20 protein-coding genes are annotated in these 22,384 nt (G+C 61.3%); 16 read left to right on the top strand and 4 right to left on the bottom strand.

Annotated elements, in window-relative coordinates; translation table 11 throughout:
• Positions 1 to 5: 5 nt before the first annotated feature.
• From speB to GH665_RS27760, 3 genes are all read right to left on the bottom strand, one after another.
• Positions 6 to 980 (bottom strand): agmatinase, encoded by a 975-nt coding sequence (speB, locus tag GH665_RS27770; RefSeq protein ID WP_153140440.1) that lies wholly within the window; start codon positions 978 to 980, stop codon positions 6 to 8.
• 136 nt (positions 981 to 1,116) lie between these two features.
• Positions 1,117 to 2,610, bottom strand: a complete 1,494-nt coding sequence (locus GH665_RS27765; protein ID WP_153140439.1) for an aldehyde dehydrogenase — start codon at positions 2,608 to 2,610, stop codon at positions 1,117 to 1,119.
• An 89-nt stretch (positions 2,611 to 2,699) separates the two neighbouring features.
• Positions 2,700 to 3,251, bottom strand: a complete 552-nt coding sequence (locus GH665_RS27760) for a cupin domain-containing protein (protein WP_153140438.1) — start codon at positions 3,249 to 3,251, stop codon at positions 2,700 to 2,702.
• Between the two features lie 409 nt (positions 3,252 to 3,660).
• On the opposite strand from GH665_RS27760, the gene GH665_RS39700 reads away from it, so the two are divergent.
• The 11 genes from GH665_RS39700 (at position 3,661) to GH665_RS27705 (ending at position 16,563) form a co-directional block, all read left to right on the top strand.
• Entirely contained in the window at positions 3,661 to 3,882 is a 222-nt protein-coding gene (locus GH665_RS39700) for a hypothetical protein (protein ID WP_171983793.1), read from the top strand.
• Between the two features lie 304 nt (positions 3,883 to 4,186).
• A complete protein-coding gene (locus GH665_RS27750) occupies positions 4,187 to 4,981 on the top strand; it encodes a gamma-glutamyl-gamma-aminobutyrate hydrolase family protein (RefSeq protein ID WP_153140437.1) in 795 nt (264 codons plus the stop codon).
• 32 nt (positions 4,982 to 5,013) lie between these two features.
• Positions 5,014 to 6,348 carry a glutamine synthetase family protein gene (locus GH665_RS27745; RefSeq protein ID WP_144193447.1) on the top strand — a complete coding sequence of 445 codons (1,335 nt, stop codon included), beginning with the start codon at positions 5,014 to 5,016 and terminating at the stop codon, positions 6,346 to 6,348.
• A gap of 37 nt (positions 6,349 to 6,385) precedes the next feature.
• Positions 6,386 to 7,822 carry an aspartate aminotransferase family protein gene (locus tag GH665_RS27740; RefSeq protein WP_153140436.1) on the top strand — a complete coding sequence of 479 codons (1,437 nt, stop codon included), beginning with the start codon at positions 6,386 to 6,388 and terminating at the stop codon, positions 7,820 to 7,822.
• Positions 7,823 to 7,895: 73 nt separating this feature from the next.
• Positions 7,896 to 9,017 carry a polyamine ABC transporter substrate-binding protein gene (locus tag GH665_RS27735; protein ID WP_153140435.1) on the top strand — a complete coding sequence of 374 codons (1,122 nt, stop codon included), beginning with the start codon at positions 7,896 to 7,898 and terminating at the stop codon, positions 9,015 to 9,017.
• Between the two features lie 196 nt (positions 9,018 to 9,213).
• Positions 9,214 to 10,377 carry an ABC transporter ATP-binding protein gene (locus GH665_RS27730; protein WP_153140434.1) on the top strand — a complete coding sequence of 388 codons (1,164 nt, stop codon included), beginning with the start codon at positions 9,214 to 9,216 and terminating at the stop codon, positions 10,375 to 10,377.
• Complete coding sequence (locus tag GH665_RS27725) at positions 10,374 to 11,345, top strand: ABC transporter permease subunit (RefSeq protein ID WP_153140433.1); 972 nt, start codon at positions 10,374 to 10,376, stop codon at positions 11,343 to 11,345. Before GH665_RS27730 ends, GH665_RS27725 begins: the two co-directional genes overlap by 4 nt.
• Entirely contained in the window at positions 11,342 to 12,253 is a 912-nt protein-coding gene (locus tag GH665_RS27720; RefSeq protein WP_153140432.1) for an ABC transporter permease subunit, read from the top strand. Before GH665_RS27725 ends, GH665_RS27720 begins: the two co-directional genes overlap by 4 nt.
• 38 nt (positions 12,254 to 12,291) lie before the next feature.
• Positions 12,292 to 13,875 (top strand): DUF3138 family protein, encoded by a 1,584-nt coding sequence (locus GH665_RS27715; RefSeq protein WP_153140431.1) that lies wholly within the window; start codon positions 12,292 to 12,294, stop codon positions 13,873 to 13,875.
• A gap of 73 nt (positions 13,876 to 13,948) precedes the next feature.
• Complete coding sequence (locus tag GH665_RS27710) at positions 13,949 to 15,241, top strand: NAD(P)/FAD-dependent oxidoreductase (RefSeq protein ID WP_153140430.1); 1,293 nt, start codon at positions 13,949 to 13,951, stop codon at positions 15,239 to 15,241.
• Positions 15,241 to 16,563, top strand: a complete 1,323-nt coding sequence (locus GH665_RS27705) for an NAD(P)/FAD-dependent oxidoreductase (protein WP_153140429.1) — start codon at positions 15,241 to 15,243, stop codon at positions 16,561 to 16,563. The genes GH665_RS27710 and GH665_RS27705 overlap by 1 nt, the downstream gene beginning before the upstream one ends.
• Before the next feature lie 16 nt (positions 16,564 to 16,579).
• Here GH665_RS27705 and GH665_RS27700 read toward each other — a convergent pair whose 3' ends face one another.
• Complete coding sequence (locus GH665_RS27700; protein ID WP_153140428.1) at positions 16,580 to 17,461, bottom strand: LysR family transcriptional regulator; 882 nt, start codon at positions 17,459 to 17,461, stop codon at positions 16,580 to 16,582.
• A gap of 332 nt (positions 17,462 to 17,793) precedes the next feature.
• On the opposite strand from GH665_RS27700, the gene GH665_RS27695 reads away from it, so the two are divergent.
• The 5 genes from GH665_RS27695 to GH665_RS27675 are packed head-to-tail and all read left to right on the top strand — an operon-like array spanning position 17,794 to position 22,371.
• On the top strand, positions 17,794 to 17,931 hold the full coding sequence (locus GH665_RS27695; protein WP_153140427.1) for a hypothetical protein: 138 nt from the start codon (positions 17,794 to 17,796) through the stop codon (positions 17,929 to 17,931).
• A gap of 32 nt (positions 17,932 to 17,963) precedes the next feature.
• Entirely contained in the window at positions 17,964 to 18,182 is a 219-nt protein-coding gene (locus tag GH665_RS27690) for a DUF3311 domain-containing protein (RefSeq protein WP_153140426.1), read from the top strand.
• Positions 18,179 to 19,666, top strand: a complete 1,488-nt coding sequence (locus GH665_RS27685) for a sodium:solute symporter family protein (protein WP_153140425.1) — start codon at positions 18,179 to 18,181, stop codon at positions 19,664 to 19,666. The genes GH665_RS27690 and GH665_RS27685 overlap by 4 nt, the downstream gene beginning before the upstream one ends.
• Before the next feature lie 5 nt (positions 19,667 to 19,671).
• Complete coding sequence (locus GH665_RS27680) at positions 19,672 to 20,868, top strand: amidohydrolase family protein (RefSeq protein ID WP_153142329.1); 1,197 nt, start codon at positions 19,672 to 19,674, stop codon at positions 20,866 to 20,868.
• A gap of 51 nt (positions 20,869 to 20,919) precedes the next feature.
• Entirely contained in the window at positions 20,920 to 22,371 is a 1,452-nt protein-coding gene (locus tag GH665_RS27675) for an amidohydrolase family protein (RefSeq protein ID WP_153140424.1), read from the top strand.
• Positions 22,372 to 22,384: the final 13 nt, after the last annotated feature.

The raw sequence follows: 22,384 nt of genomic DNA, 5'->3' as shown, positions 1-22,384 counted from the left end.
AGTGCCTAACGTTCAGCCGCCTGTTCAGCCACTTTCCGCTGCCGCCAAAGACACAACAGATCGCACGCAATATGCGCGGCGGCGATCGCCGTGATCTCGCTCTGGTCGTAAGCGGGCGCCACTTCCACCACATCCGCGCCCACCAGGTTCAACGCGCCGAGCCCGCGCACAATGGCCAGCCCCTGTGCCGACGACAAACCGCCCGCCACCGGCGTACCCGTGCCTGGTGCGAAGGCCGGATCGAGACAGTCGATATCGAAGGTCAGATACGCGGGCCGCTCGCCGACAATCGACGTGATCCGTTCCACCGCCGCGCGCGTGCCGTGTTCGTGGACCCACGCGGCGTCGAGGATGTTGATCCCCATGAAGTCGTCGTTCCATGTGCGAATGCCGACCTGCACCGAGGTCTTCGGATCGATCAGGCCGTCTTTCACCGCCTTGTAGAACATCGAGCCGTGATTCAGGCTGTCCGGGCTGTCGTCGGCCCAGGTATCGCAGTGAGCGTCGAAATGGATCAGTGAAAGCGGCTTGCCGTACTTCTCCGCATGCGCGATCAGCAGCGGATACGTAATGTAGTGATCGCCACCGAGTGTCAGCATCTTTGCGTTCGAACGCAGGATCGTACGCGCATGCTCGACGATCGATTCCTTGATCGTCATGGGATTGTGCGCGTCGAACCAGCAATCGCCGTAATCCGTTACGGCGAGATCGTCGAACGGATTGAAACCCCACGGATACGGATGCAACTCCGACAACTGCACACTCGCCGCGCGCACTGCCGCCGGACCGAGACGCGCGCCCGAGCGGAACGTGGTGGCCAGATCGAGCGGCACGCCGGAGACCACGACGTCGACGCCGTCGAGTTCGCGAGTGTACTTGCGGCGCATGAACGACAACACACCCGCATAGGTGTTCTCGATCGACGAGCCATAAAGCGACGCACGACGGATCGCACCGTCGCCGTAGATGAGTTCAGTCATGGATGACCTGATACCTGATAAACATGCCGGCGTTGCACACGGGGCTTCCAGGTGATGTGTGCAACGTCCGGCCCCGGATTCATTGGGAACGCGATGGCTGCATTCCTGCAAGCCGCCGCGCTGGCTTGCGAATCCTTTAGCGCAGCCGAACGAGCGTGGACTTCAGCTCGGTGTACTTCTCCAGCGCGTGCAACGACTTGTCGCGTCCGTTGCCCGATTGCTTGTAGCCGCCGAACGGGAAGTTCATATCCCCGCCTTCGTCATAGCAGTTGACCCATACCGTGCCGGCACGCAGCTTGCGCGACACTTCATGTGCGGTGGTGAGGTTCGAGGTCCACAGGGCGGCGGCAAGACCATACTCGCTATCGTTAGCGATCCTGATCGCCTCTTCAACCGTGTCGAACGTGATCACTGACAACACCGGCCCGAAGATTTCCTCGCGCGCAACTTTGGCCCCGGCAGCCGGAATCTCGAAGATGGTCGGTTCGATATAGAAACCGCCGGTCTCCTGCCTGACCCGCGATCCACCCAGCAACAGTTTCGCTTCGGCGCGGCCCGCTTCGATATAGCCGAGCACGCGTTCGAGCTGCACGTTGTCGACGATCGCACCCATCGAGGTTTGCGGATCGAGCGGGTTGCCCGGTGTATAGCTACGCGCGGCGGCGATCAGCTTGTCGAGGAACACCTCCTTGATGTCGCGATGGACGAGCAGGCGGGAGCCGGCGGTGCACATTTCGCCCATGTTGTAGAAGATCGCGCCGGCCGCCGCATTCGCTGCGCGATCGAGGTCGGGGCAATCGGGCATCACGATGTTCGGCGACTTGCCGCCGAGTTCGAGCCAGACGCGCTTCAGATTCGACTGGCCGGCGTACTGCATGATCAGCTTGCCGACGTTGGTCGAGCCGGTGAAGGCCAGACAGTCCACGTCCTGATGCAGCGCCAGCAGCTTGCCAGGCTCACCCGCGCCCGGCATCACGTTGAACACACCGGCGGGAATACCGGCGTCCAGCGCGAGCTGGGCGAGGCGAATCGCGGTGAGCGGCGATTTCTCCGAAGGCTTGAGCACGACGCTGTTGCCCGCGGCAAGCGCCGGGCCGAACTTCCACGAAGCCATCAGGATTGGAAAATTCCACGGCACCACCGCGGCAACCACGCCGATCGGCTCGCGCGTGACGAGGCCCACCAGGTGATGATCGGCCGGCGCGACTTCGCCGCCGACCTTGTCGATCGCTTCGGCAAACCACTCGACGCAGTACGCCGCACCCGGCACGTCCACCGTGGTCGTGTCGGCAATCGGCTTGCCTGCGTCCAGCGTTTCGAGCAGCGCGAGTTCGTCCATGTGTTCGCGGATCGACGCGGCCCAGCGCAACAGAATCGCCTTGCGCTTGCGTGGATTGAGGTCCGACCACACGCCGGCGTCAAACGCGCGGCGCGCGGCCGCCACGGCGGCGTCTACATCCGCCGCGCCACTGTCGGCGACTTTGGCAAGCAGCCTGCCGTCGATCGGGCTCAGGCAGTCGAACGTACGGCCGCCCGCGGCAGCACGGTATTCGCCGTCGATAAACGCACGACCTTCGATAGAAAGCGTAGCGGCTTTGTCTTGCCAGAAGGCGAGAGATTTCTTGTCCATCAGGATGCCTCAATGTTATGCGCTCGACGCACGCCGGCATCGACCTCAGGCGGCTTGAAACTGCGTCGCGGCGCGTTGGCGCGGAGTCTTTAGAACGTAGGCGGCGAGTTGGCCGACACGATCTCGCAGAGATGCTCCGCGCTGGGATTGCGAAAACGATGCGGCAGGCGGCTTTCGAAGTAATAGCTGTCACCAGGGTCGAGCAGCCACGTGACGCCGTCCACCGTCAGTTCGATCTGACCGCTGACCACCACCCCGCCCTCATGCCCCTCGTGCTCCAGCATTTCGGGCCCCGTATCCGACAGCGGTTGATAGACCTCGCGAAGAATGCCCATGTTGCGGTCTTTCACACTGGAGCCCGCAAGATAGAACTCAATCGACTCGTTACCGAGATTCGGCATGTCGGCGCGGCGCGATACAACCGAGCGCTGCACCTCGACTTCAAAGGTGAAGAACTCAGCGAGACTCATCGGTATGCATTCGAGCAGTTTCTTCAACGACCCAACCGACGGACTCACGCGGTTCTGTTCTATCAGCGAAATCGTGCCATTGGTCACTCCCGCCCGTTTTGCCAGTTCACGCTGAGACAGGCCATTCTTCTTACGGATGTATTGCAGACGGGTTGCTACTTCTATAGACATCGCTGAATTCTCTGACATGGAAGACGATCGGAACCCGTGGACTCGGGCAACAATTGCCCGCGAGTGTTGAATATTCTAATCACTTTAATCTTCGCGCCGCTGGGGAAAACCCCTGAAAGGCTTCCGAAATATAGTAGCCGCAACGAATGTTCCCATGCCCAGGTATTCTTGTGACACCCCCGGGAAAGCCCTGATAAATCTTTTATAAAAATGATTTGACGGCATTATTGGCTCGTATACGATGGTTCACAGGCGGTCGTCATGCCGGTGTCACGAGATACGAGAGTGTGTTTTTTGACGCAGCGAAGCAGTTTCGCAGCCGGTAGCCCCGACCATCCCAGCGTCCTGTTTCTTTAAACGCCCCGAGCGTTTTTTGAGCAAGGCGTTCAATAGACATTAGAGTGTAATCGTGAGAGTCCGAGGCCCTTTGGTGAGATGGAATCGAAGTCAGGCGAGTTGTCCTCGCGCTGACGGCGCCATCGCCGACGGCAGCAACGGCAGCCTTGCGTTCCGCCGCTTCCTGTCCGTCTTCACAATCCTGTCCCGCCGTTCAGTTCGACGTCACAACTCCATCTCCGCGCGCGCCTTCATTGCTGTGCGCACGGACGAAGTCGCCTCGCTGCTGCCGTAGCGCCTCCCCCTTTTTCGCCGTTCGATTCATCCGTTTGCGTGAACGCGCTCTATCGAGCCGTGCGTTCGTGCCTGTGCGGTGCTGTCTGCCGCCTGTGCATTTCACGCGAATCAGAGATGTTGCGCACCGTAGCGGAGCGAATCGAACAGCCAGCCTGATTACCACGCGCGGCGCGTTCAGTTGACGACGGCCGCCCGCACTACCCCGGTGGCCTGACGCCTCGCGTCCGGCTGCGGAATCGTGCCGCGCTGTGTTTAACGTTGTTCATGCCGCGTCCCGCGGTGAACACACACGTCTATCAGTTATGCGAAACAAACCCCTGGTCGGCATCAGCGCCGACAGAACGATGATGGGAGTTCACCCATCGCACGTCACCGGCGAAAAGTACATCGCCGCGATCGTGGACGGCTCACAGGCGCTGGCCATGTTGCTGCCGGCGCTCGGCGAGCGTCAGTCCACCGCGGACATACTGGACGCTGTCGACGGGCTGCTGTTCACCGGCAGCTATTCGAATGTCGAGCCGCACCGCTACGGCGGCCATCCCAGCGCGCCGGGCACGTTGCACGACGCCGCACGCGATGCGACGACGCTGCCGCTGCTGCGCGCGGCGATCGCCGCGGGCGTGCCGGTGCTGGCGGTATGCCGGGGCTTCCAGGAAATGAACGTGGTGTTCGGCGGGACGTTGCATCAAAGCGTTCACGCGGTGGCTGGCTTGAACGACCATCGCGAGAACAAGGAAGACGACCTCGACGTGCAATACGCACCGTCGCATTCGATCACGCTGACGCAGGGCGGCTTGTTGCAGCGCCTCTCGGGCGGCACGAATGAAGCGCGTGTGAATTCATTGCACGGTCAGGGCGTCGAGCGGCTGGGCGTGGGCCTGGTGGCAGAGGCCACCGCCCCCGATGGATTGATCGAAGCGGTGAGTGTGAAAGATGCGCGTGCCTTCGCGCTGGGTGTGCAGTGGCACCCGGAATGGAAGCATGCCAACGACGCGCTTTCCACCGCGATCTTCCGCGCCTTCGGCGACGCCTGCCGCGATCGAATGCGCACCAAGGCCGGCTATGGCGCGGCATCCGCCGCTGCCACGCATGCCTGAGCCGGTCGCGCACCAAAACTGAGAGAATAACCATGCATGAAATCGACGACTTCCTGAAACAGAACCGCGTCACCGAAATCGAAGCGATCATTCCGGATATGGCCGGGATCGCACGCGGCAAGATCATTCCGCGCAGCAAATTCGAATCCGGCGAGTCCATGCGCTTGCCGCAAGCGGTGATGATCCAGACCGTCACAGGGGACTATCCGGAAGACGGCACGCTCACCGGCGTCACCGACCCGGACATGGTGTGCGTGCCCGACCCGAGCACCATCCGTATGATTCCGTGGGCCGTCGATCCGACCGCCCAGGTGATCCACGATTGCGTTCATTTCGACGGCACGCCCGTCGCCATCTCGCCGCGCCGGGTACTGCGCCGTGTGCTCGAACTCTATAAGGCCAAAGGCTGGAAGCCGGTTATCGCGCCCGAACTCGAGTTCTACCTGGTCGACATGAACAAGGACCCGGATCTGCCGCTGCAACCGCCGATCGGCCGTACGGGCCGTCCGGAGACCGGACGCCAGGCCTATTCGATCGAAGCGGTGAACGAATTCGATCCGCTCTTCGAAGACATCTACGAGTACTGCGAAGTGCAGGAACTGGAAGTCGACACGCTGATTCACGAAGTCGGCGCCGCGCAGATGGAAATCAACTTCATGCACGGCGATCCGCTGAAACTCGCCGACAGCGTGTTCCTGTTCAAGCGCACGGTGCGTGAAGCCGCGCTGCGCCACAAGATGTACGCGACCTTCATGGCCAAGCCGATGGAAGGCGAACCGGGCTCGGCAATGCACATGCACCAGAGCCTCGTAGACGAAGAAACCGGCCACAATCTGTTCACCGGTCCGGACGGCAAGCCTACCTCGTTGTTTACGGGCTATATCGCGGGTCTGCAGAAATACACCCCGGCACTGATGCCGATCTTCGCGCCGTACATCAACTCGTACCGCCGCCTGTCGCGCTTCATGGCCGCGCCGATCAATGTGGCATGGGGTTACGACAACCGCACAGTGGGTTTCCGGATTCCGCATTCGGGCCCGGCCGCGCGCCGCATCGAAAATCGCATTCCGGGCGTGGACTGCAATCCGTATCTTGCGATTGCCGCAACGCTGGCCGCCGGCTATCTCGGCATGACGCAAAAGCTCGAAGCCACCGAACCGCTGCTCAGCGACGGTTACGAGTTGCCGTACCAGTTGCCGCGCAACCTCGAAGAGGGTCTGACATTGATGGGCGCGTGCGAACCGATTGCCGAAGTACTCGGCGAAAAATTCGTCAAGGCCTACCTGGCACTGAAAGAAACCGAATACGAAGCGTTCTTCCGCGTGATCAGTTCGTGGGAACGCCGACATTTGCTGCTGCACGTTTAAGACGTCAACCGCAAACGCAAAAAAACCTGGAGGCAGTATGAGCTACAGAACAGAAGAAGTCGCTTACGTGCAACCCGCGGTACTCCCCGCCGCGAACGCGCAAGCCACACAACGCAGCACCGCTGAATACCGCGCACTCGACGCGGCCCATCACATCCATCCGTTTTCGGACATGGGGTCGCTCAATCGTGCCGGCAGCCGCGTGATCGTCAAGGCGCAAGGCGTGTACCTGTGGGATTCGGAAGGCAACAAGATCATCGACGGCATGGCCGGTTTGTGGTGCGTGAACGTCGGTTATGGCCGTAAGGAACTGGCCGACGCCGCCTACCGGCAAATGCAGGAACTGCCCTTCTACAACACCTTCTTCAAGACGACGCACCCGCCGGTAATCGAACTCTCGGCCTTACTCGCGGAGCTGACGCCGGAACCGTTCAATCACTTCTTCTATTGCAACAGCGGTTCGGAAGGCAACGACACCGTGCTGCGCATCGTTCACCAATACTGGGCAACGCAAGGCAAGCAGTCGAAGAAGGTCGTCATTTCACGCAGGAACGGTTATCACGGTTCGACGATCGCCGGCGGCACGCTGGGCGGCATGGGTTACATGCATGAACAGATGCCCTCGAAAGTCGAGAACATCGTTCATATCGACCAGCCGTATTTCTTCGGCGAAGCCGAAGGCAATCTGACGCCGGAAGAATTCGCGCTGGCCCGTGCGCAACAACTCGAAGCGAAGATTCTCGAAATCGGCGCGGACAATGTGGCCGCGTTTATCGGTGAGCCTTTCCAGGGAGCCGGCGGCGTGATCTTCCCGGCCTCGACGTACTGGCCGGAGATCCAGCGCATCTGCCGCAAGTACGACATCCTGCTGGTCGCCGACGAAGTGATCGGCGGTTTTGGCCGGACCGGCGAATGGTTCGCGCATCAGTACTTCGGCTTCGAACCGGATCTGATCACGCTGGCCAAGGGCCTAACGAGCGGCTATATACCGATGGGCGCGGTCGGCCTGCATGATCGCGTGGCCAAGGCGATCATCGAGCACGGCGACTTCAATCACGGCCTCACCTACTCCGGCCATCCGGTGGCCGCCGCCGTGGCGCTCGCCAATCTGAAGCTGCTGCGCGACGAGAAGATCGTCGAACGCGTCAAGACCGACACGGGTCCGTACTTCCAGAAGAAGCTGCGCGACACCTTCGCCAATCACCCGATCATCGGCGAAATCTCCGGCGCGGGTCTGGTGGCCGGCCTGCAACTCGCAGCAGACCCGAAAACGCGCAAGCGTTTCGCCAATGGCGGTGACGTCGGCACGATCTGCCGCGACTTCTGCTTCAACGGCAACCTCATCATGCGCGCTACCGGCGACCGGATGCTGCTGTCGCCGCCGCTCGTGATCAATAAGCTGGAAATCGACGAGATCGTTTCGAAGGCCAAAAAAGCCATCGACGCGACCGCACAACAACTCGGAATTTCGTAACGGCAGTTCGTTCCGGCATGCGCGCACCCACGATACACGCTCATGCCGGTTCTTCACATCAAGGGAAAAAACCATGAGCGTTTGTCATCTTCGTCATGCGGTCGCGGGGGCCGCGTTTCTCGCCTTCACGGGTTTTGCGGCGTTGTCGGTCACGCCGGCCCTTGCGGCCGACACGGAACTGAATGTCTACAACTGGTCGGATTACATCGCGAAGGACACGATTCCGAACTTCGAGAAACAGGACGGCATCCACGTCAAATACGATAACTACGATAGCGACGATACGTTGCAGGCGAAGCTGCTCGCGGGCAGCTCCGGCTACGATATCGTGGTCCCGACGTCGAACTACATGGCCAAGCAGATTCAGGCCGGCGTCTATCAGAAGCTCGATAAATCAAAGCTGCCGAATCTCGCGAATCTCGACCCCGTGTTGATGAAGATGATTACCGACGCCGATCCGGGCAACCAGTACGGTGTGCCCTGGGCGTACGGCACGGACGGTATCGGCTACAACGTGCAAGCCGTGCAGAAGGCGCTCGGCGCCAATGCGCCGGTGGATAGCTGGGCCCTGGTGTTCGACCCGGCCAATCTGTCGAAGTTGAAAGGCTGCGGTGTGTCGTTCCTCGATCAGCCCGTCGACGTCTTCGCTGCCGCACTGCAGTACATGCACAAGGACCCGAACAGCACCAACCCCGCCGACTATCAGGCAGCGTTCGAAATGCTGAAGAAAGTCCGCCCGTATATCACCCAGTTCAACTCGTCCGGCTACATCAACGACCTCGCCAACAACGACATCTGCGTCGCGGTGGCCTGGTCGGGCGACGTCGGCATCGCCGGGCGCCGTACCGCCGAAGCAAAGCGTTCATATCAGGTGAAATTCTCGAACGTCAAGGAAGGCGGTCTGCTGTGGTTCGACGTGATGGTGATCCCGAAAGACGCACCGCATCCTGAAGCCGCGCTGAAGTGGATCAACTACATCGAAGATCCGAAGGTCAACGCCGCGATCACCAACGAAGTGTTCTACCCGACCGCGAACAAGGCCGCGCGCCAGTTCGTCACGCCGGGTGTCGCACAGGACACGACCGTTTATCCGGGCGACGAAGTATTGAGCAAGATGACGCTCATGAAACCCGTGCCCACTGACATTCTGCGGCTTGAAAATCGTCTTTGGGCGCAGCTTAAAACCGGCCATTAATCAAACCAGACCAGAAACTTTGATCCCGCGCTCAGGGATCGCTCGAACCCTGAGCGCATGAATGGCAGTAACGGCAGTCAGCCTGCGCCGTCCACGCGCAGTCCCATGTTTTCCGATCGCAGCGCATCTTGCGAGACGCTTCCCGCGCCTCGTATGGAGACACTTGCGCTCGCGATCCGCAAGGAATGGTCACATCATGAACTCGACGACACAAACAAGCGTAGCCGGCGCCGCCCAGACGGCCCGCCCCGCCCCGACGACAAAATCGAAATCGGACGAATTCGTTCGCATCGAAAATGTCGTGAAGAAATTCGGTGACAGCACTGCTGTCGACAACGTCAACCTGAGTATTGCCAAGAACGAGCTGTTCGCCCTGCTCGGCAGCTCCGGCTGCGGCAAGTCCACACTCCTGCGCATGCTCGCGGGGCTCGAGACGGTGACGTCCGGGCGCATTTTCGTCGACGGCGAAGATCTCGCCGCGATGCCGCCGTACAAGCGGCCGGTCAACATGATGTTCCAGTCGTATGCGCTATTCCCGCACATGACGGTCGAAGCGAATATCGCCTTCGGCCTCAAGCAGGAAGGCACGCCGAAGAACGAAATCAAGGAACGTGTTGCCGACGCGCTCAATCTCGTGCAAATGGGTAAGTACGCGCAACGCAAGCCGCATCAGCTGTCCGGTGGACAGCAGCAGCGCGTGGCGCTGGCCCGCTCGCTCGTCAAGCGCCCCAAGCTGCTGCTGCTCGACGAGCCGATGTCGGCGCTCGATAAACAGATCCGCCAGAAGACCCAGCTCGAACTGGTGAATATCATCGACAAGGTCGACGTGACCTGCGTGATGGTCACGCACGATCAGGAAGAAGCCATGACGATGGCCGGGCGTCTCGCTGTGATGAGCGAAGGCCGCATCGTGCAGATCGGCTCGCCCAGCCAGGTGTACGAGTTTCCGAACAGCCGCTTCTCGGCCGAGTTCATCGGCTCGACCAACCTGTTCGAAGGCACGGTGGTCGCGGATGAGCCGGACCACATCTTCGTCGAAAGCGAAGACCTCGAAACGCGCATTTACGTGAGCCACGGCATTACCGGGCCGCTCGGCATGCCGGTGGGCATCTCGGTGCGCCCGGAACGCGTGAAGGTATCGCACGAAAAACCGGCTACGCCGCACAACTGGACGCGTGGCGTGGTCTCGGACGTGGCCTACATGGGCAGCTATTCGCTGTACCACGTGCGCCTTCCGAGCGGCAAGACGGTCGTGTCGAATCTCTCCAGCTCGCACCTGATGAGCGAAGGTGCCCCTTCCTATAACGACGACGTGTTCGTCTACTGGTCGCCGGCTAGCGGCGTGGTGCTGACGCAATGAGCAATCCCACTACCTCCCCCGCGGCGCTCGGCGCGCCGTCCAGCGGCCGTCTCGCCGGCTGGCTGAAGAAACGCTTCGCGCCCCTGGTGCCGTCGGGCCGCACGACCGTAATCGGCGTGCCGTTCCTGTGGCTCACGGTGTTCTTCGCGTTGCCGTTCGTGCTGGTGCTGAAGATCAGCTTCGCCGATCTGCGCCTGGGCATTCCGCCGTACACGGATCTCGTGACGGTCAAGGACGGCATGGTGCATTTCGCCATGCAGCTCGGCCACTACGCGTTCCTGCTGCAAGACGATCTGTACGTCGCGACGTATATCAGTTCGCTGAAGATGGCGGCGATCTCGACCTTCTTCTGCCTGCTGATCGGCTATCCGATTGCGTACTACATCGCCCGCTCGGAGCCCACCAAGCGCAACCTGCTGATGATGGGCGTGATGCTGCCGTTCTGGACGTCGTTCCTGATCCGCGTCTACGCATGGATCGGCATCCTGAAGGACGACGGCCTGCTCAATCACACGCTGATGGCCGTCGGCATGATTCATTCGCCGTTGCGCCTCTACCACACGGATATTGGCGTGTATATCGGCATGGTCTATTCGTACCTGCCGTTCATGGTGATGCCGCTGTATGCGCATCTGGTGAAGATGGATCTGACGCTGCTCGAAGCCGCCTACGACCTCGGGTGCAAACCGTGGACCGCGTTCACGCGCATCACCTTGCCGCTGTCGAAGAACGGCATCATCGCCGGCAGTCTGCTGGTGTTCATTCCGGCGGTCGGCGAGTACGTGATTCCTGAACTGCTCGGCGGCGCCGACACGTTGATGATCGGCCGTGTGATGTGGGATGAATTCTTCAACGATATGGACTGGCCGATGGCATCCGCCGTCACCGTCGCCATGGTTCTACTGCTGCTCGTGCCGATGGCCGTGTTCCAGTACTACCAGGTCAAGGAACTGGAGGGCGCGAAATGATCAAGCCAAATAGAACGCTTTCCAATAGCGTGCTGACGTTCGGGTTTCTGTTTCTGTATATCCCGATCATCAGCCTGGTGGTGTATTCGTTTAACGAATCGAAGCTCGTCACGGTCTGGTCCGGCTTCTCGCTGAAATGGTATGGCGCGCTGCTGCAGGACGACGAACTGCTCAATGCCGCATGGCTGTCGCTGAAGATCGGTCTGCTGACCGCGTTCGCCTCGGTGGTGATCGGCACGTGGGCGGGTTTCGTGCTGGCCCGCTTCGGACGCTTTCGCGGCTTCACGCTGTTCGCCGGCATGATTAACGCGCCGCTCGTGATTCCTGAAGTGATTCAGGGTATCTCGCTGCTGTTGCTGTTCGTCGCGCTCGAACAGATGCTCGGCTGGCCGAAGGGCCGCGGCCTCTTCACGATCTGGATCGGCCACGTGATGCTGTGCGTGTCGTACGTGGCGATCATCGTGCAATCGCGGGTGAAGGAGCTCAACAAGTCGCTCGAAGAAGCCGCACTCGATCTCGGCGCCACGCCTTTCAAGGTGTTCTTCCTGATCACGCTGCCGCTGATCTCGCAGGCACTGATGTCCGGCTGGCTGCTGTCGTTCACGCTGTCCTTCGACGACCTCGTGCTCTCCGCGTTCCTGTCCGGTCCCGGTTCGACCACGCTGCCGCTCGTCGTGTTCTCGCGTGTGCGCCTCGGTTTGAATCCGGAAATGAATGCGCTCGCCACGATCTTCATCACCACGGTGACGATCGGTGTGATCGCCGTTAATCGCTGGATGCAGGTGCGTGAACGCAAACGCAACCGCGACATGCAGATGGCTTTTGCACTTGCCGAAGCCGCCGACCCGTTGCCGACAGCACCACAACAAGCCACCGTACGGAAATCACTCGATACGGCACGCGCATAAGAAGTCCTTTTGCAATACGACCAATAAGGAGAATTTGCATGAGAAAGAAGCTCATCTGTCTGTTGGTGGCGGGGAGTTTGCCTGGCATGGCCATGGCAGACGCCACCAGCGACCAGATCAAGGCACTCCAGGCCCAGCTGAACGCGCTGCAAAAGGAGGTGAAACAGTTACGCTCCGAAGTTGCCGCCAAACCCAAGGCGGCGGCAACGGCGACCGCGGCCCCGGCTCCTGCGGTGGCCGCCGCGCCGGTCGACATCTCCTCGCCGGATTACGGCAAGGCGCAAGCGACGCTGACCAACGATCAGGTCGATTCGATGAAGCAGCAGATCGCCAATCAGCAGCTGAAGGTCGATTCGCTGGTGGACGCGCAGAATACCGGTCCGATCGCGGGCCTGTCGGTGACGGGCTATATCGATCCGACGTTCATGTATAACCGCGCGGCAAGCAGTTCATCGTTCCTGTTCGCGAACCACGAAAGCAGCTACAACTACTTCAACAGCACGTTCGGCGATCTGTACCTCGATATCAAGAAGACCTTCGGTGTCGGCCCGATGGCGCCGTCGGCCGAGATCACCCTGATGCCGAACCGCGGCAACGGTATTACGCTGCTGCAGAACGAGCATGGCAATATCGGCAACAACATTCTGAATACGGCTGTCGTGACCGTGCCTATGACGGCCACCACGACCTTCGTGGCCGGTTTGATGCCGAGCTTCGGTGGCTACGAAGTGCAGCAGTCGAACCAGATGCTGACGCTCACGCACAACCTGCTGTATGACTTCTCCGATCCGGGCAGCTATATCGGTGTCGGCGTGAACTACACGGGCGACAGCAGCAACTGGGCATGGAAGTTCATGCTGGGCAACGAGCAGTACCGCACCTATGGCTCCGTGGTACAGACCGGCACGAACGCGCTGGGCGACCCGATCACCAGCAGCAACAAGATTCCGACCTTCACTGCGCGCGTCGATTACACGTGGTCCAGTGCGCTGGATATTGGCGGTTCGTTCAATATCGGCCGTCAGACGCTTTCGGCCGCCACGCAGAACGTGAATGGCAATACGATTCCGGTGTATGGCGTGGGTGGCCAGGCACCGAGCGCGTTCGGCACGTTCTTCTTCGGCGAAGCAGACCTGGCCTACACGCTGGCGGACGTTCAATACAACGCCGAAGTCGACTACGGTCAGCAGCAGAACGCCGCGTTCAACGGTGGCCAGGCACAGTGGTACGGCCTGTCGCTCCTCGCGCACCGCAAGTTCAGCATGCCGGTGGTGGGCCGTATGGGCGTGACCGCTCGTTATGACCTGCTGGTCGACAGCAAGAACGGCGGCGGCGGTGGCGGTATTGCCTTGAATTCGAATGGCATGGACACGTCCAACGGCTTCGGTATTGGTGCGGACTGCCTCGCCAATTCGAAGGCGAGCGGCGGTCTTGGCTTCGAATGCAAGGGCGCCACCCGTCAGGACGTTGCGCTCGATCTGTTGTTCTACCCGACCCAGCAGATCACGGTCAAGGTGGAATACCGTCACGACTGGGCCAACAAACAGGTGTTCCTGAAGAACGACGGTTCGTACGGCAAGTCCAACGACCTGCTCGCGACGCAGTTCATCTACGCGTTCTAACACGACTCGCCTCATCGCGTGGCCCGGCTCTATTGCGGGCCACGCGCCAAGGCCTCTTCTGCATGCTCTGCCTATGCTCCGATTCTCAAACCAGCCTCACGTCGCCTCGTATTACGCAGCAACCGCCAACGACAGCACACGCCACCCTGCGCTCGAAGAAACGCTCAACGTCGATGTCTGTGTGATCGGCGCGGGCCTTACCGGCATCTCGGCGGCGTTGAATCTTGCCGAACGCGGCCACTCGGTCGCGGTACTCGAAGCATCGAAAGTCGGCTGGGCCGCGAGCGGCCGCAACGGCGGCCAGTTGATCGGCGGCTTTGCCTGCGATATCGATACATTCGCGAAGTTCTTGCCCGCGGATGACGTGAAGCGTGTTTGGGACATGGGGCTCGAAACCCTGGATATCGTCAAGGAGCGCGTCGCGAAGCATCAGATCGATTGCGATCTGACCATCGGTTATCTGACGGCGGCGAACAAGCCGCGCGATACGAACGCGTTGCAAAAATGGCGCGACGAAGCGCAACGCCGTTTCGGTTACGAGCGCTTCAGCTATGTCGACGCCGATGGCGTCGGCGAGTATGTTCAATCGCAACGCTATCTCGGCGGCCTGTTCGACGCGGACAGCGGCCATCTGCACCCGCTGAACTACACACTCGGCCTGGCGCGTGCGGCACGCGCCGCCGGCGTACGGATTTTCGAAGACAGTTGCGTCACCGCGTTGCGCGAGGAAAACGGCCGGCATGTGGCCGAAACCGCGCGCGGCCAGGTCAATGCGCAATTCGTCGTGCTTGCCTGCAATACCTATCTCGGCCAACTCGCACCGGATGTCGCCAGCAAGATCATGCCGGTCGGCACCTACGTGATCGCCACCGAACCGCTCGACCCCGATCGCGCCGAAGCGCTGATGCCGGCGAAAGCAGCCGTGTGCGACAGCCGCTTCGTACTGGACTATTTCCGCCCGGCGCCCGATAACCGCTTGCTGTGGGGCGGTAAAGTCAGCTACTCGACGTTCGCGCCTCGCAACCTCGGTGAGGCGATGCGCCGCGATATGCTGAAGACCTTCCCGCAACTCGACGATGTCAAAATCGACTATGCATGGGGCGGTTTCGTCGACATTACGATGAATCGTGCGCCGCATTTCGGGCGCCTGTCGCCTACGGTATATTTCGCTCAAGGCTTCTCCGGTCACGGCGTGAACACCACCGGCCTCGCGGGCAAGCTGATCGCCGAAGCGATCGACGGCCAGGCATCGCGCTTCGATCTGTTCGGCAAGATTCGTCACCGCGACTTCCCTGGCGGCGCTACACTGCGCACCCCTGCCCTCGTGCTCGCGATGGCCTGGTATCGAATGAAGGATCTGCTCTGATGAATGCTCCGACTCCCGGCTTCAACACCCTCGACCACCGCGCCGATGCGCTGATCGCCAACTCGTACTACGAGGCGAGCGCGACGCGGCCGCTTACCGACGATCCGACGCTCGACGGCACTGTGGAGGCAGACGTCTGCGTGATCGGTGCCGGCTTCGCCGGTTTGTCGGTGGCGCTCGAGTGCCGGGCGCGCGGCTTGTCGGTGATCGTGCTCGATGCGCACCGTCCCGGCTGGGGAGCGTCCGGCCGCAACGGCGGACAGACGCTGGTGGGTTTCGCGAAAGACGAGATCATCGAGCGTCAGCTCGGTCTCGACGGTGCGCGCGCCGCGTGGGCGATGTCGGTGGAAGGCGTCGCTTTGGTGCGCGAGCGCATTGAACGTTACGGCATCGATTGCGATTTCACCGCCGGTTATCTGACGGTCGCAACCAAGCCCAAACGCGTGCCGGATTTGCGTTCGTGGATGGAGTCGGCCTCGCAACGCTGGGGTTACACGAAACTCTCGTGGCTCGATACCGATGAGGTGCGTTCACGGGTCGCGTCGCGACGTTATCTGGCGGGGGTCTACGATCCGTTCTCCGGCCACCTGCACCCGCTCAAATACTGCCTCGGTCTTGCCGATGCAGCGCGTCGTGAAGGCGCGCAATTGTTCGCGCATTCGCCGGTGATCGAAGTTGTGCGCGGCGCGCGGCCAGTTGTGCGAACGGCCGGCGGCGAAGTGCGCTGCCGCTTCGTCGCCGCGTGCGGCAACGCCACGCTCGGCGACGTGCTGCCCGCGCCGGTGGCCGCACGTATCGCGCCGATCGCGTCGTATATCGTCGCCACGGAGCCGCTCGGTAAGGAGCGCGCGGACGCCCTGATCAAAGGGCGCGAAGCGATTTGCGACAACAACTTCTTCCTCGATTACTTCCGTTTGTCGGCGGATCATCGGGTGCTGTTCGGTGGACGCGCGAGTTCGACCGGTGCGTCACCCGCGCAACTCGGCGAAGAGATTCGCCAGCGCATGACTGGCGTGTTTCCGCAACTCGACGACGTGCGAATCGACTATGCGTGGGGTGGTTTTGTCGACGTGACGCGCAATCGGGCGCCCGATTTCGGCTCGATCGACCCGAATTACTTCTACGTGCAGGGGTTTTCCGGTCACGGCGTGGCGCTGACCGGAATCGCCGGGCGCGTCGTTGCGAAGGCCATGGCCGGTGAGACTGCGGCCTTCGATCTGTTCGCTCAATTACGGCATGCGCGCTTTCCGGGTGGGCCGGCGTTGCGCGGACCGGCTCTGGAACTTGGGATGATGTATCACCGGATTCTGGAGTTGTTTTAGGCCGTGTTCGAGTGCTTCACCGCCGCTGCGCCCCCAACATTCGGGCCAACGCACGCGCGAGTTCCTTGACGGCGGCATCGGCGGTCGGGCGATGAAGCAGCGCGATATCCATGGTTTCAATTGCAGGCAGCCCGCTTTTCGGTGTCAGCACAGCATGGTCCGCCGTCACGGCGCGCGCAGGAAGCAGACTGATCCCGAGACCGTCGGCAACCGCCGCCTGAATTCCGCTCAAACTGGAACTAATGAAGCTGAGCCGCCAGCGGCGTCCGATCCCTTCAATCGCATTGGTCATGTCGTCGCGATACAGGCCGCGCGGCGGAAACGCGACGAGGGGAATCGGATCGAGCTGGATCGACGGACTCTTCGCACTGTCGATCCACCTCAATTGCTCCGGCCAGCAGGCAACCGTCTCGCGGCTGTTGCGCCGCTGCTTGATGAGTATCAGATCGAGATCGCCACGATCGTAGCTATTGGTCAGATCGCGGCTCAATCCGCTGGTGACTTCCAGCTTGACCTGCGGATGCTTGCGGTTAAACACGGCGAGCATATGGGTGGTCGGTCCGCCGACAAAATCTTCCGGCACGCCCAAGCGGACCGTCAGTCCCACCGTTGCGCCCGACAGCGCCTCGATCATTTCGTCGTTCAGAGCAAGCATCCGGCGCGCATAGGCGAGCAAGGTTTCGCCGGCATCGGTCGGACTCACGTCGCGACTGCCGCGCTCAAGTAGCTTGTGCCCTGCCATATCCTCGAGGCGCCGCACCTTCTGACTCACGGTGGACTGCGTGGAATGAAGCCGTGCGGAAGCCGCCGTGAAGGTGCCGCAATCGGCCACCATGACAATGGCTTTCAGCAGATCCAGATCGAACAACGGTGTACGTGCTTTGGCGTTGTGTTTCATCGAATCATTTGATCTTTGAATGCAGACGCTGACTTCTATCACGCATCAAGCAGGCTGGCAATCGCGCACGGGGCTTGTGAGCCGCATATGACTGCCCTGCTCGAATCGGATTAATAGTATTCGATTTTCAACTGACAGGCATTTGAACATTTAATTTTTGAATGCCGGGCGAGATGGATAACATCCAGCGATGCCGATGCGGTGGCCATTCAACAGCCGGCCACCGCACCCAAACATCAGACAAAAAGAACTCGAATGTGGGCGCAACACGGCTCGGCACCGCCGCGCCGGCGAAAGAAAGCCCTCGACGAGACAAATACCCGGAGACAGTCATGAAGAAACCGCAGTTGAGCAACCGCAGGAAGAAACCCCTCGTGGGCATTGGTCGTGCACGGATCGACGGCACCGCAGCGCCGTCGCCGGCAACGCCGCTACGGGCGTTCGTCGCCGGCCTGCGTCAGAAGTTCTGACGCGATACCCACGACTCCTCGGGAAGAATTCCATGAAACTGCGCTTTCTATTGGCGGCGCTGCCGTTCATCGGCATCTATTCGGGCGGCTCACTCGCCGCCGCTACGCCACTCCTGTTCGGCCTGCCGTTCCTGCTCGTATGGAATCTGCTCTGGATGGCCGCAACGGCCGCCATCCTCGCCATCATCTATTGCCTCGACAACCGCGACGAAGCAGCGCGCGCGAGCGAGCGCACGGGAGACGGACAATGAACGCGGCACTCGTCATCATCGTTCTGTTTGCCCTCTTCGCGCTGGCGGTTGGCCTGTATGCGCGGCGCGGCAAGACCCTCAGTCTGGAACAATGGGCGGTGGGTGGACGCGGCTTCGGGTCGCTGCTGACCTTCCTGCTGATGGCCGGTGAGGCTTTCTCGACCTTCTCGTTTCTCGGCGCGAGCGGCTGGACCTACAGCAAAGGGGTGCCGGCGTTCTACATCCTGTCGTACGGCTGTCTGGCGTACATGTTCGGCTACTGGATGCTGCCCGCCATCTGGCGCTACGCGAAAGACCACGGCCTCGTATCGTTCGCGGATTATTTCGCCTCGAAGTACAACAGTCGCGCCATCGGCGTGCTGGTGTCGATCGTGGCCGTCTTCGCGATGGTGTCGCTGCTGATCATCCAGTTGCGCGGTCTCGGCATTATCGTCTCCGAGATGTCATATGGCCTGATCTCGCAGGACACGGCCATCTGGATCAGCGCGACACTGATGGTCCTGTACATGAGCGTGTCAGGCATCCACGGTTCCGCCAGCATTGCGATCTTCAAGGACGTGCTGATCCTCGGTCTCGCGATCTTCCTCGGCACCTATTTGCCGCTACACTACTTCGGCGGTTTCGGCGAAATGTTCGCGCGCATCGACGCCGTGCATCCGGAACTGCTGCGCATGCCGGAGCGTGGTTTCAATCTGAGCTGGTATAACTCGACGCTGCTGTTGACGTCGCTTGGCTATTATCTGTATCCGCACGGCTTCACTGCCGTCTACGTGGCGCGCGACGCGTCGGCGCTGCGCAAGAACACCATGCTGATGCCGATCTACCAGGTGTTGATCGCGTTTCTGTTCCTCGTCGGTTTCGCCGCCGTATTGACCGTGCATGGGCTCGAAGGCGCGCAAACCGATCTCGCGCTGCTGCGGCTCGTCAAGCAGACCTTCCCCTCGTGGTTCGTCGGGATCGTCGGCGGCGCGGGTCTGCTCACCGCGCTCGTACCCGGTTCGCTGATCATGCTCAATGCGTCGACGATGATTGCACGCAACATCTACCGCGAAGGCTTCGCACCGCAGGCAAGCGACCGGCAAGTCGCGCGTGTCGCTCGAATCGCGTTGCCGCTGTTCACGCTGGTTGTCGTTTACTTCGTGCTGCATGGCGGTTCGAACTTTGTCGCCCTCGCGATCTTCTCGTCGAGCCTGCTGACGCAACTCGTACCCATGCTCGCCTCGAGTTTCCTCAAGCGCCCATTCGGCACGCGGGAAGCGGCATTCGGCGGCATCTTCGCGGGCGCCGTCGTGCTGGCGCTGGTGAACTGGCGCGGCATGACGCTTGCCTCTGTTTTCCCATCCGCGCCCATCGCCTTCACTTCCATCAATACGGGGCTCGTCGCGTTGTTCGCCAACGCCGTGGTGTTCATCGCGATCAGCGCCGCGCAGCGCGCGCTGCGGCCCCCTATTACTAGCTCCGCCACTTCCGTCGAATCGGCATGACCAATATGACCCGCTCCCTGCTTCTCTCCAATGTCCGGCTGGCTGACGGCCAACCGGTTTCCGTTTCCATCGCCGACGGCCGCATCGCGGCACTCGGCGCGCAGGTCGAAGCGCAACCCGGCGGGCTCGTTGAAGACGGCGGCGGCGCGTTGCTGTTGCCGGGTTTTGTCGAAGGGCATACGCACATCGACAAAACCAACTGGGGCCAGTCGTGGTATCGCAACGAGGTTGGACCGGCGCTAACCGACCGGATCAGCAACGAGCGCGAATGGCGCAAAACGTCGGGGCACGATGCGGCCACCCAGTCGCTCGCGCTGGCACGGGCATTCGTGCAGGCAGGCACGACGCGCCTGCGCACTCACGTCGATATCGATACCGATGCGCGGCTGCGTTACCTCGATGGCGTGTTCAGCACACGGCAGACACTGAGCGATGTGCTGGACATGCAGATCGTTGCATTTCCCCAATCGGGAATGTTGATCCGCCCCGGCACGGTCGAACTGCTCGGCAGCGCGCTCGCCGCAGGCGCCGACGTGCTTGGCGCGCTCGATCCCGCCTTGATCGACGGCGATCCCGTCGCCTCGCTGAACGCGACGTTTGAGCTAGCGGAACGCTATCACAAGCCAATCGACATTCATCTGCACGAACCCGGCGAAGTCGGCGCATTCACGCTGAAACTGCTGCTCGATCGCGTCGAGGCGATGGGCATGCAAGCCCAGGTGGTCGTGAGCCACGCGTTCTGCCTCGGCGCCTTGCCGGAACGTGAACGTGACGCGCTGCTGGAGCGGATCGCGCATCTGCGCGTGGCGCTTCTGACCAGCGCGCCGCCGTCCCGTCCGGTTCCACCGCTCAAGCTTTGCAGAGACAAAGGCATCACCATCTTCGGCGGCAACGATGGCATTCGCGACACCTGGTCACCGTATGGCGTACCGGACATGCTCGAACGCGCAATGCTGATCGGCATGCGTTACGACTTGCGACGCGACGACGACATCGCGATTGCGTTCGACTGCGTGAGCAACGCGGCCGCCCAAGGTTGCGGTTTCAGCGACTACGGTCTGCACGTCGGCGCACGCGCGGATCTGGTGCTGGTCGATGCTCAATCCGTCGCGCAGGCCGTGGTTAGCCGGCCCAAACGCCGCCTGGTCTTGGCGAATGGACGCATCGTCGCGCGTAACGGCGAACTGGTCGATGCTGTGTAACGGTGTAATGGTGTAACGGCGCACGAGCAACCTCACACGAAGAACCCGTATATGAACGATAAGCAACAGGTCGACATACTGATCGAACACGGCTGCGTGATTACGCTCGATCCCGCACGCCACGTTATCGAAGACGGCGCGGTGGCAATCAGGGGCGATCGCATCGTCGCCGTCGGCGAGACTCGCGCACTTGCGCAGCAGTACCAGGCAGACCGCGTGGTCGATGCCCGCCGCAAAGCCGTTCTGCCAGGCCTGATCGACGCTCATGCCCACGCCGGTCACGCCATGCTCAGAACCATAGGCGGCGCGAACGGCAATGCGTGGTCGGCGGCGTGCGAGGCGATCTATACACGCGCCTCGGACGAAACGTTCTGGGAAATGGAATCGCATCTTGCGGCACTGGAGCGCCTGAAGGCCGGCGTGACGACAGGCGTGTCGCTGCTCGGCGGCGGAGACTCGATCATGCGCGTCGACGACCCCGTCTATGCGCGGCGCCACTGTGACGCGGTGGTTAAAACGGGCACTCGCTCGATCGTCGCGGTGGGACCCTCGCGACCGCCCGAGCCGCGCGCCTACACCCGGCACGATGCGAACGGCAGCGTGACGCGCGAGATCGATTTCGAGCAAATGTACGACGTATGCAAGGACATCGTCGACGCATGCCATGGCGACGCCAATGGCCGCATCCAGATTGCGCTGACGCTGCCCGTCTATGCACCGCAGCACTACCCGGAGCACGCGGCACACGAACAGGTTTTCCGGCATCAAGCCGGGCGCTACGCGGAGTTGGCCCAGGAACGCGGCCTAAGCCTGACGCAGGATGGTCACCGCACCGGCACGCTGGATTTCGCACATCGGGAACTGGGACTGCTGAACGCGAAGTCGTTCATGTCGCACGCCATCGATCTGAACGCCGCGGACATCGCCGCGTGCGTCGAAACAGGCGCCTCGATCGTGCATAACCCAAGCGCGATCATGTCGATTATCGGCCGTTGTCCTGTGCCGGAACTCATCGACGCCGGCGTGACGGTGGCGATCGGCTCGGATGGCGCGGCGCCCGATCGCGGCTACGACATGTTCCGCCACATGTGGCAATGCATGCATTACCACCGTCGTCATTTTCGTGACCCGGACATCCTGCCGCACGGCAAGGTGCTCGAAATGGTCACGATCGACGCCGCCAAAGCCTTGTCGATCGATCATGAACTCGGTTCGCTCGAAGCGGGCAAGCTGGCCGACATCATTCTGATCGACCTCTATAAACCGCACCTCATGCCGATGAATATGCCCGTTCATCGCGTCACCTGCTTCGCGAATGCCGGCGACGTGTGCATGACGATGGTCGGCGGCAGAATTCTGATGGAGAACTACCGGGTGCTGTCGGTCGACGAAGGCGGCATTCTCGAACGAGTGACGGCGGCTGCGGATCTCGCGTTCGACCGCGCAGGTCTGCGTCATCTGCTGGAAACCCCGCCAACGCTGTGGCGAGGCAGCCACTATTGAGGCCGGAGCGGTT

This window comes from Paraburkholderia agricolaris, assembly GCF_009455635.1.
Lineage (GTDB): Bacteria > Pseudomonadota > Gammaproteobacteria > Burkholderiales > Burkholderiaceae > Paraburkholderia > Paraburkholderia agricolaris.
Note: the sequence above shows the minus strand (reverse complement) of the source record. Positions and strands in the feature narration are given on the sequence as shown.

Bases quoted from the DNA above. Each gene is read 5' to 3' on its own strand.
- speB (WP_153140440.1), bottom strand. From the start codon at position 980: ATGACTGAACTCATCTACGGCGACGGTGCGATCCGTCGTGCGTCGCTT.
- GH665_RS27765 (WP_153140439.1), bottom strand. From the start codon at position 2,610: ATGGACAAGAAATCTCTCGCCTTCTGGCAAGACAAAGCCGCTACGCTT.
- GH665_RS27760 (WP_153140438.1), bottom strand. From the start codon at position 3,251: ATGTCTATAGAAGTAGCAACCCGTCTGCAATACATCCGTAAGAAGAAT.
- GH665_RS27750 (WP_153140437.1), top strand. From the start codon at position 4,187: ATGCGAAACAAACCCCTGGTCGGCATCAGCGCCGACAGAACGATGATG.
- GH665_RS27745 (WP_144193447.1), top strand. From the start codon at position 5,014: ATGCATGAAATCGACGACTTCCTGAAACAGAACCGCGTCACCGAAATC.
- GH665_RS27740 (WP_153140436.1), top strand. From the start codon at position 6,386: ATGAGCTACAGAACAGAAGAAGTCGCTTACGTGCAACCCGCGGTACTC.
- GH665_RS27735 (WP_153140435.1), top strand. From the start codon at position 7,896: ATGAGCGTTTGTCATCTTCGTCATGCGGTCGCGGGGGCCGCGTTTCTC.
- GH665_RS27730 (WP_153140434.1), top strand. From the start codon at position 9,214: ATGAACTCGACGACACAAACAAGCGTAGCCGGCGCCGCCCAGACGGCC.
- GH665_RS27725 (WP_153140433.1), top strand. From the start codon at position 10,374: ATGAGCAATCCCACTACCTCCCCCGCGGCGCTCGGCGCGCCGTCCAGC.
- GH665_RS27720 (WP_153140432.1), top strand. From the start codon at position 11,342: ATGATCAAGCCAAATAGAACGCTTTCCAATAGCGTGCTGACGTTCGGG.
- GH665_RS27715 (WP_153140431.1), top strand. From the start codon at position 12,292: ATGAGAAAGAAGCTCATCTGTCTGTTGGTGGCGGGGAGTTTGCCTGGC.
- GH665_RS27710 (WP_153140430.1), top strand. From the start codon at position 13,949: ATGCTCCGATTCTCAAACCAGCCTCACGTCGCCTCGTATTACGCAGCA.
- GH665_RS27705 (WP_153140429.1), top strand. From the start codon at position 15,241: ATGAATGCTCCGACTCCCGGCTTCAACACCCTCGACCACCGCGCCGAT.
- GH665_RS27700 (WP_153140428.1), bottom strand. From the start codon at position 17,461: ATGAAACACAACGCCAAAGCACGTACACCGTTGTTCGATCTGGATCTG.
- GH665_RS27695 (WP_153140427.1), top strand. From the start codon at position 17,794: ATGAAGAAACCGCAGTTGAGCAACCGCAGGAAGAAACCCCTCGTGGGC.
- GH665_RS27690 (WP_153140426.1), top strand. From the start codon at position 17,964: ATGAAACTGCGCTTTCTATTGGCGGCGCTGCCGTTCATCGGCATCTAT.
- GH665_RS27685 (WP_153140425.1), top strand. From the start codon at position 18,179: ATGAACGCGGCACTCGTCATCATCGTTCTGTTTGCCCTCTTCGCGCTG.
- GH665_RS27680 (WP_153142329.1), top strand. From the start codon at position 19,672: ATGACCCGCTCCCTGCTTCTCTCCAATGTCCGGCTGGCTGACGGCCAA.
- GH665_RS27675 (WP_153140424.1), top strand. From the start codon at position 20,920: ATGAACGATAAGCAACAGGTCGACATACTGATCGAACACGGCTGCGTG.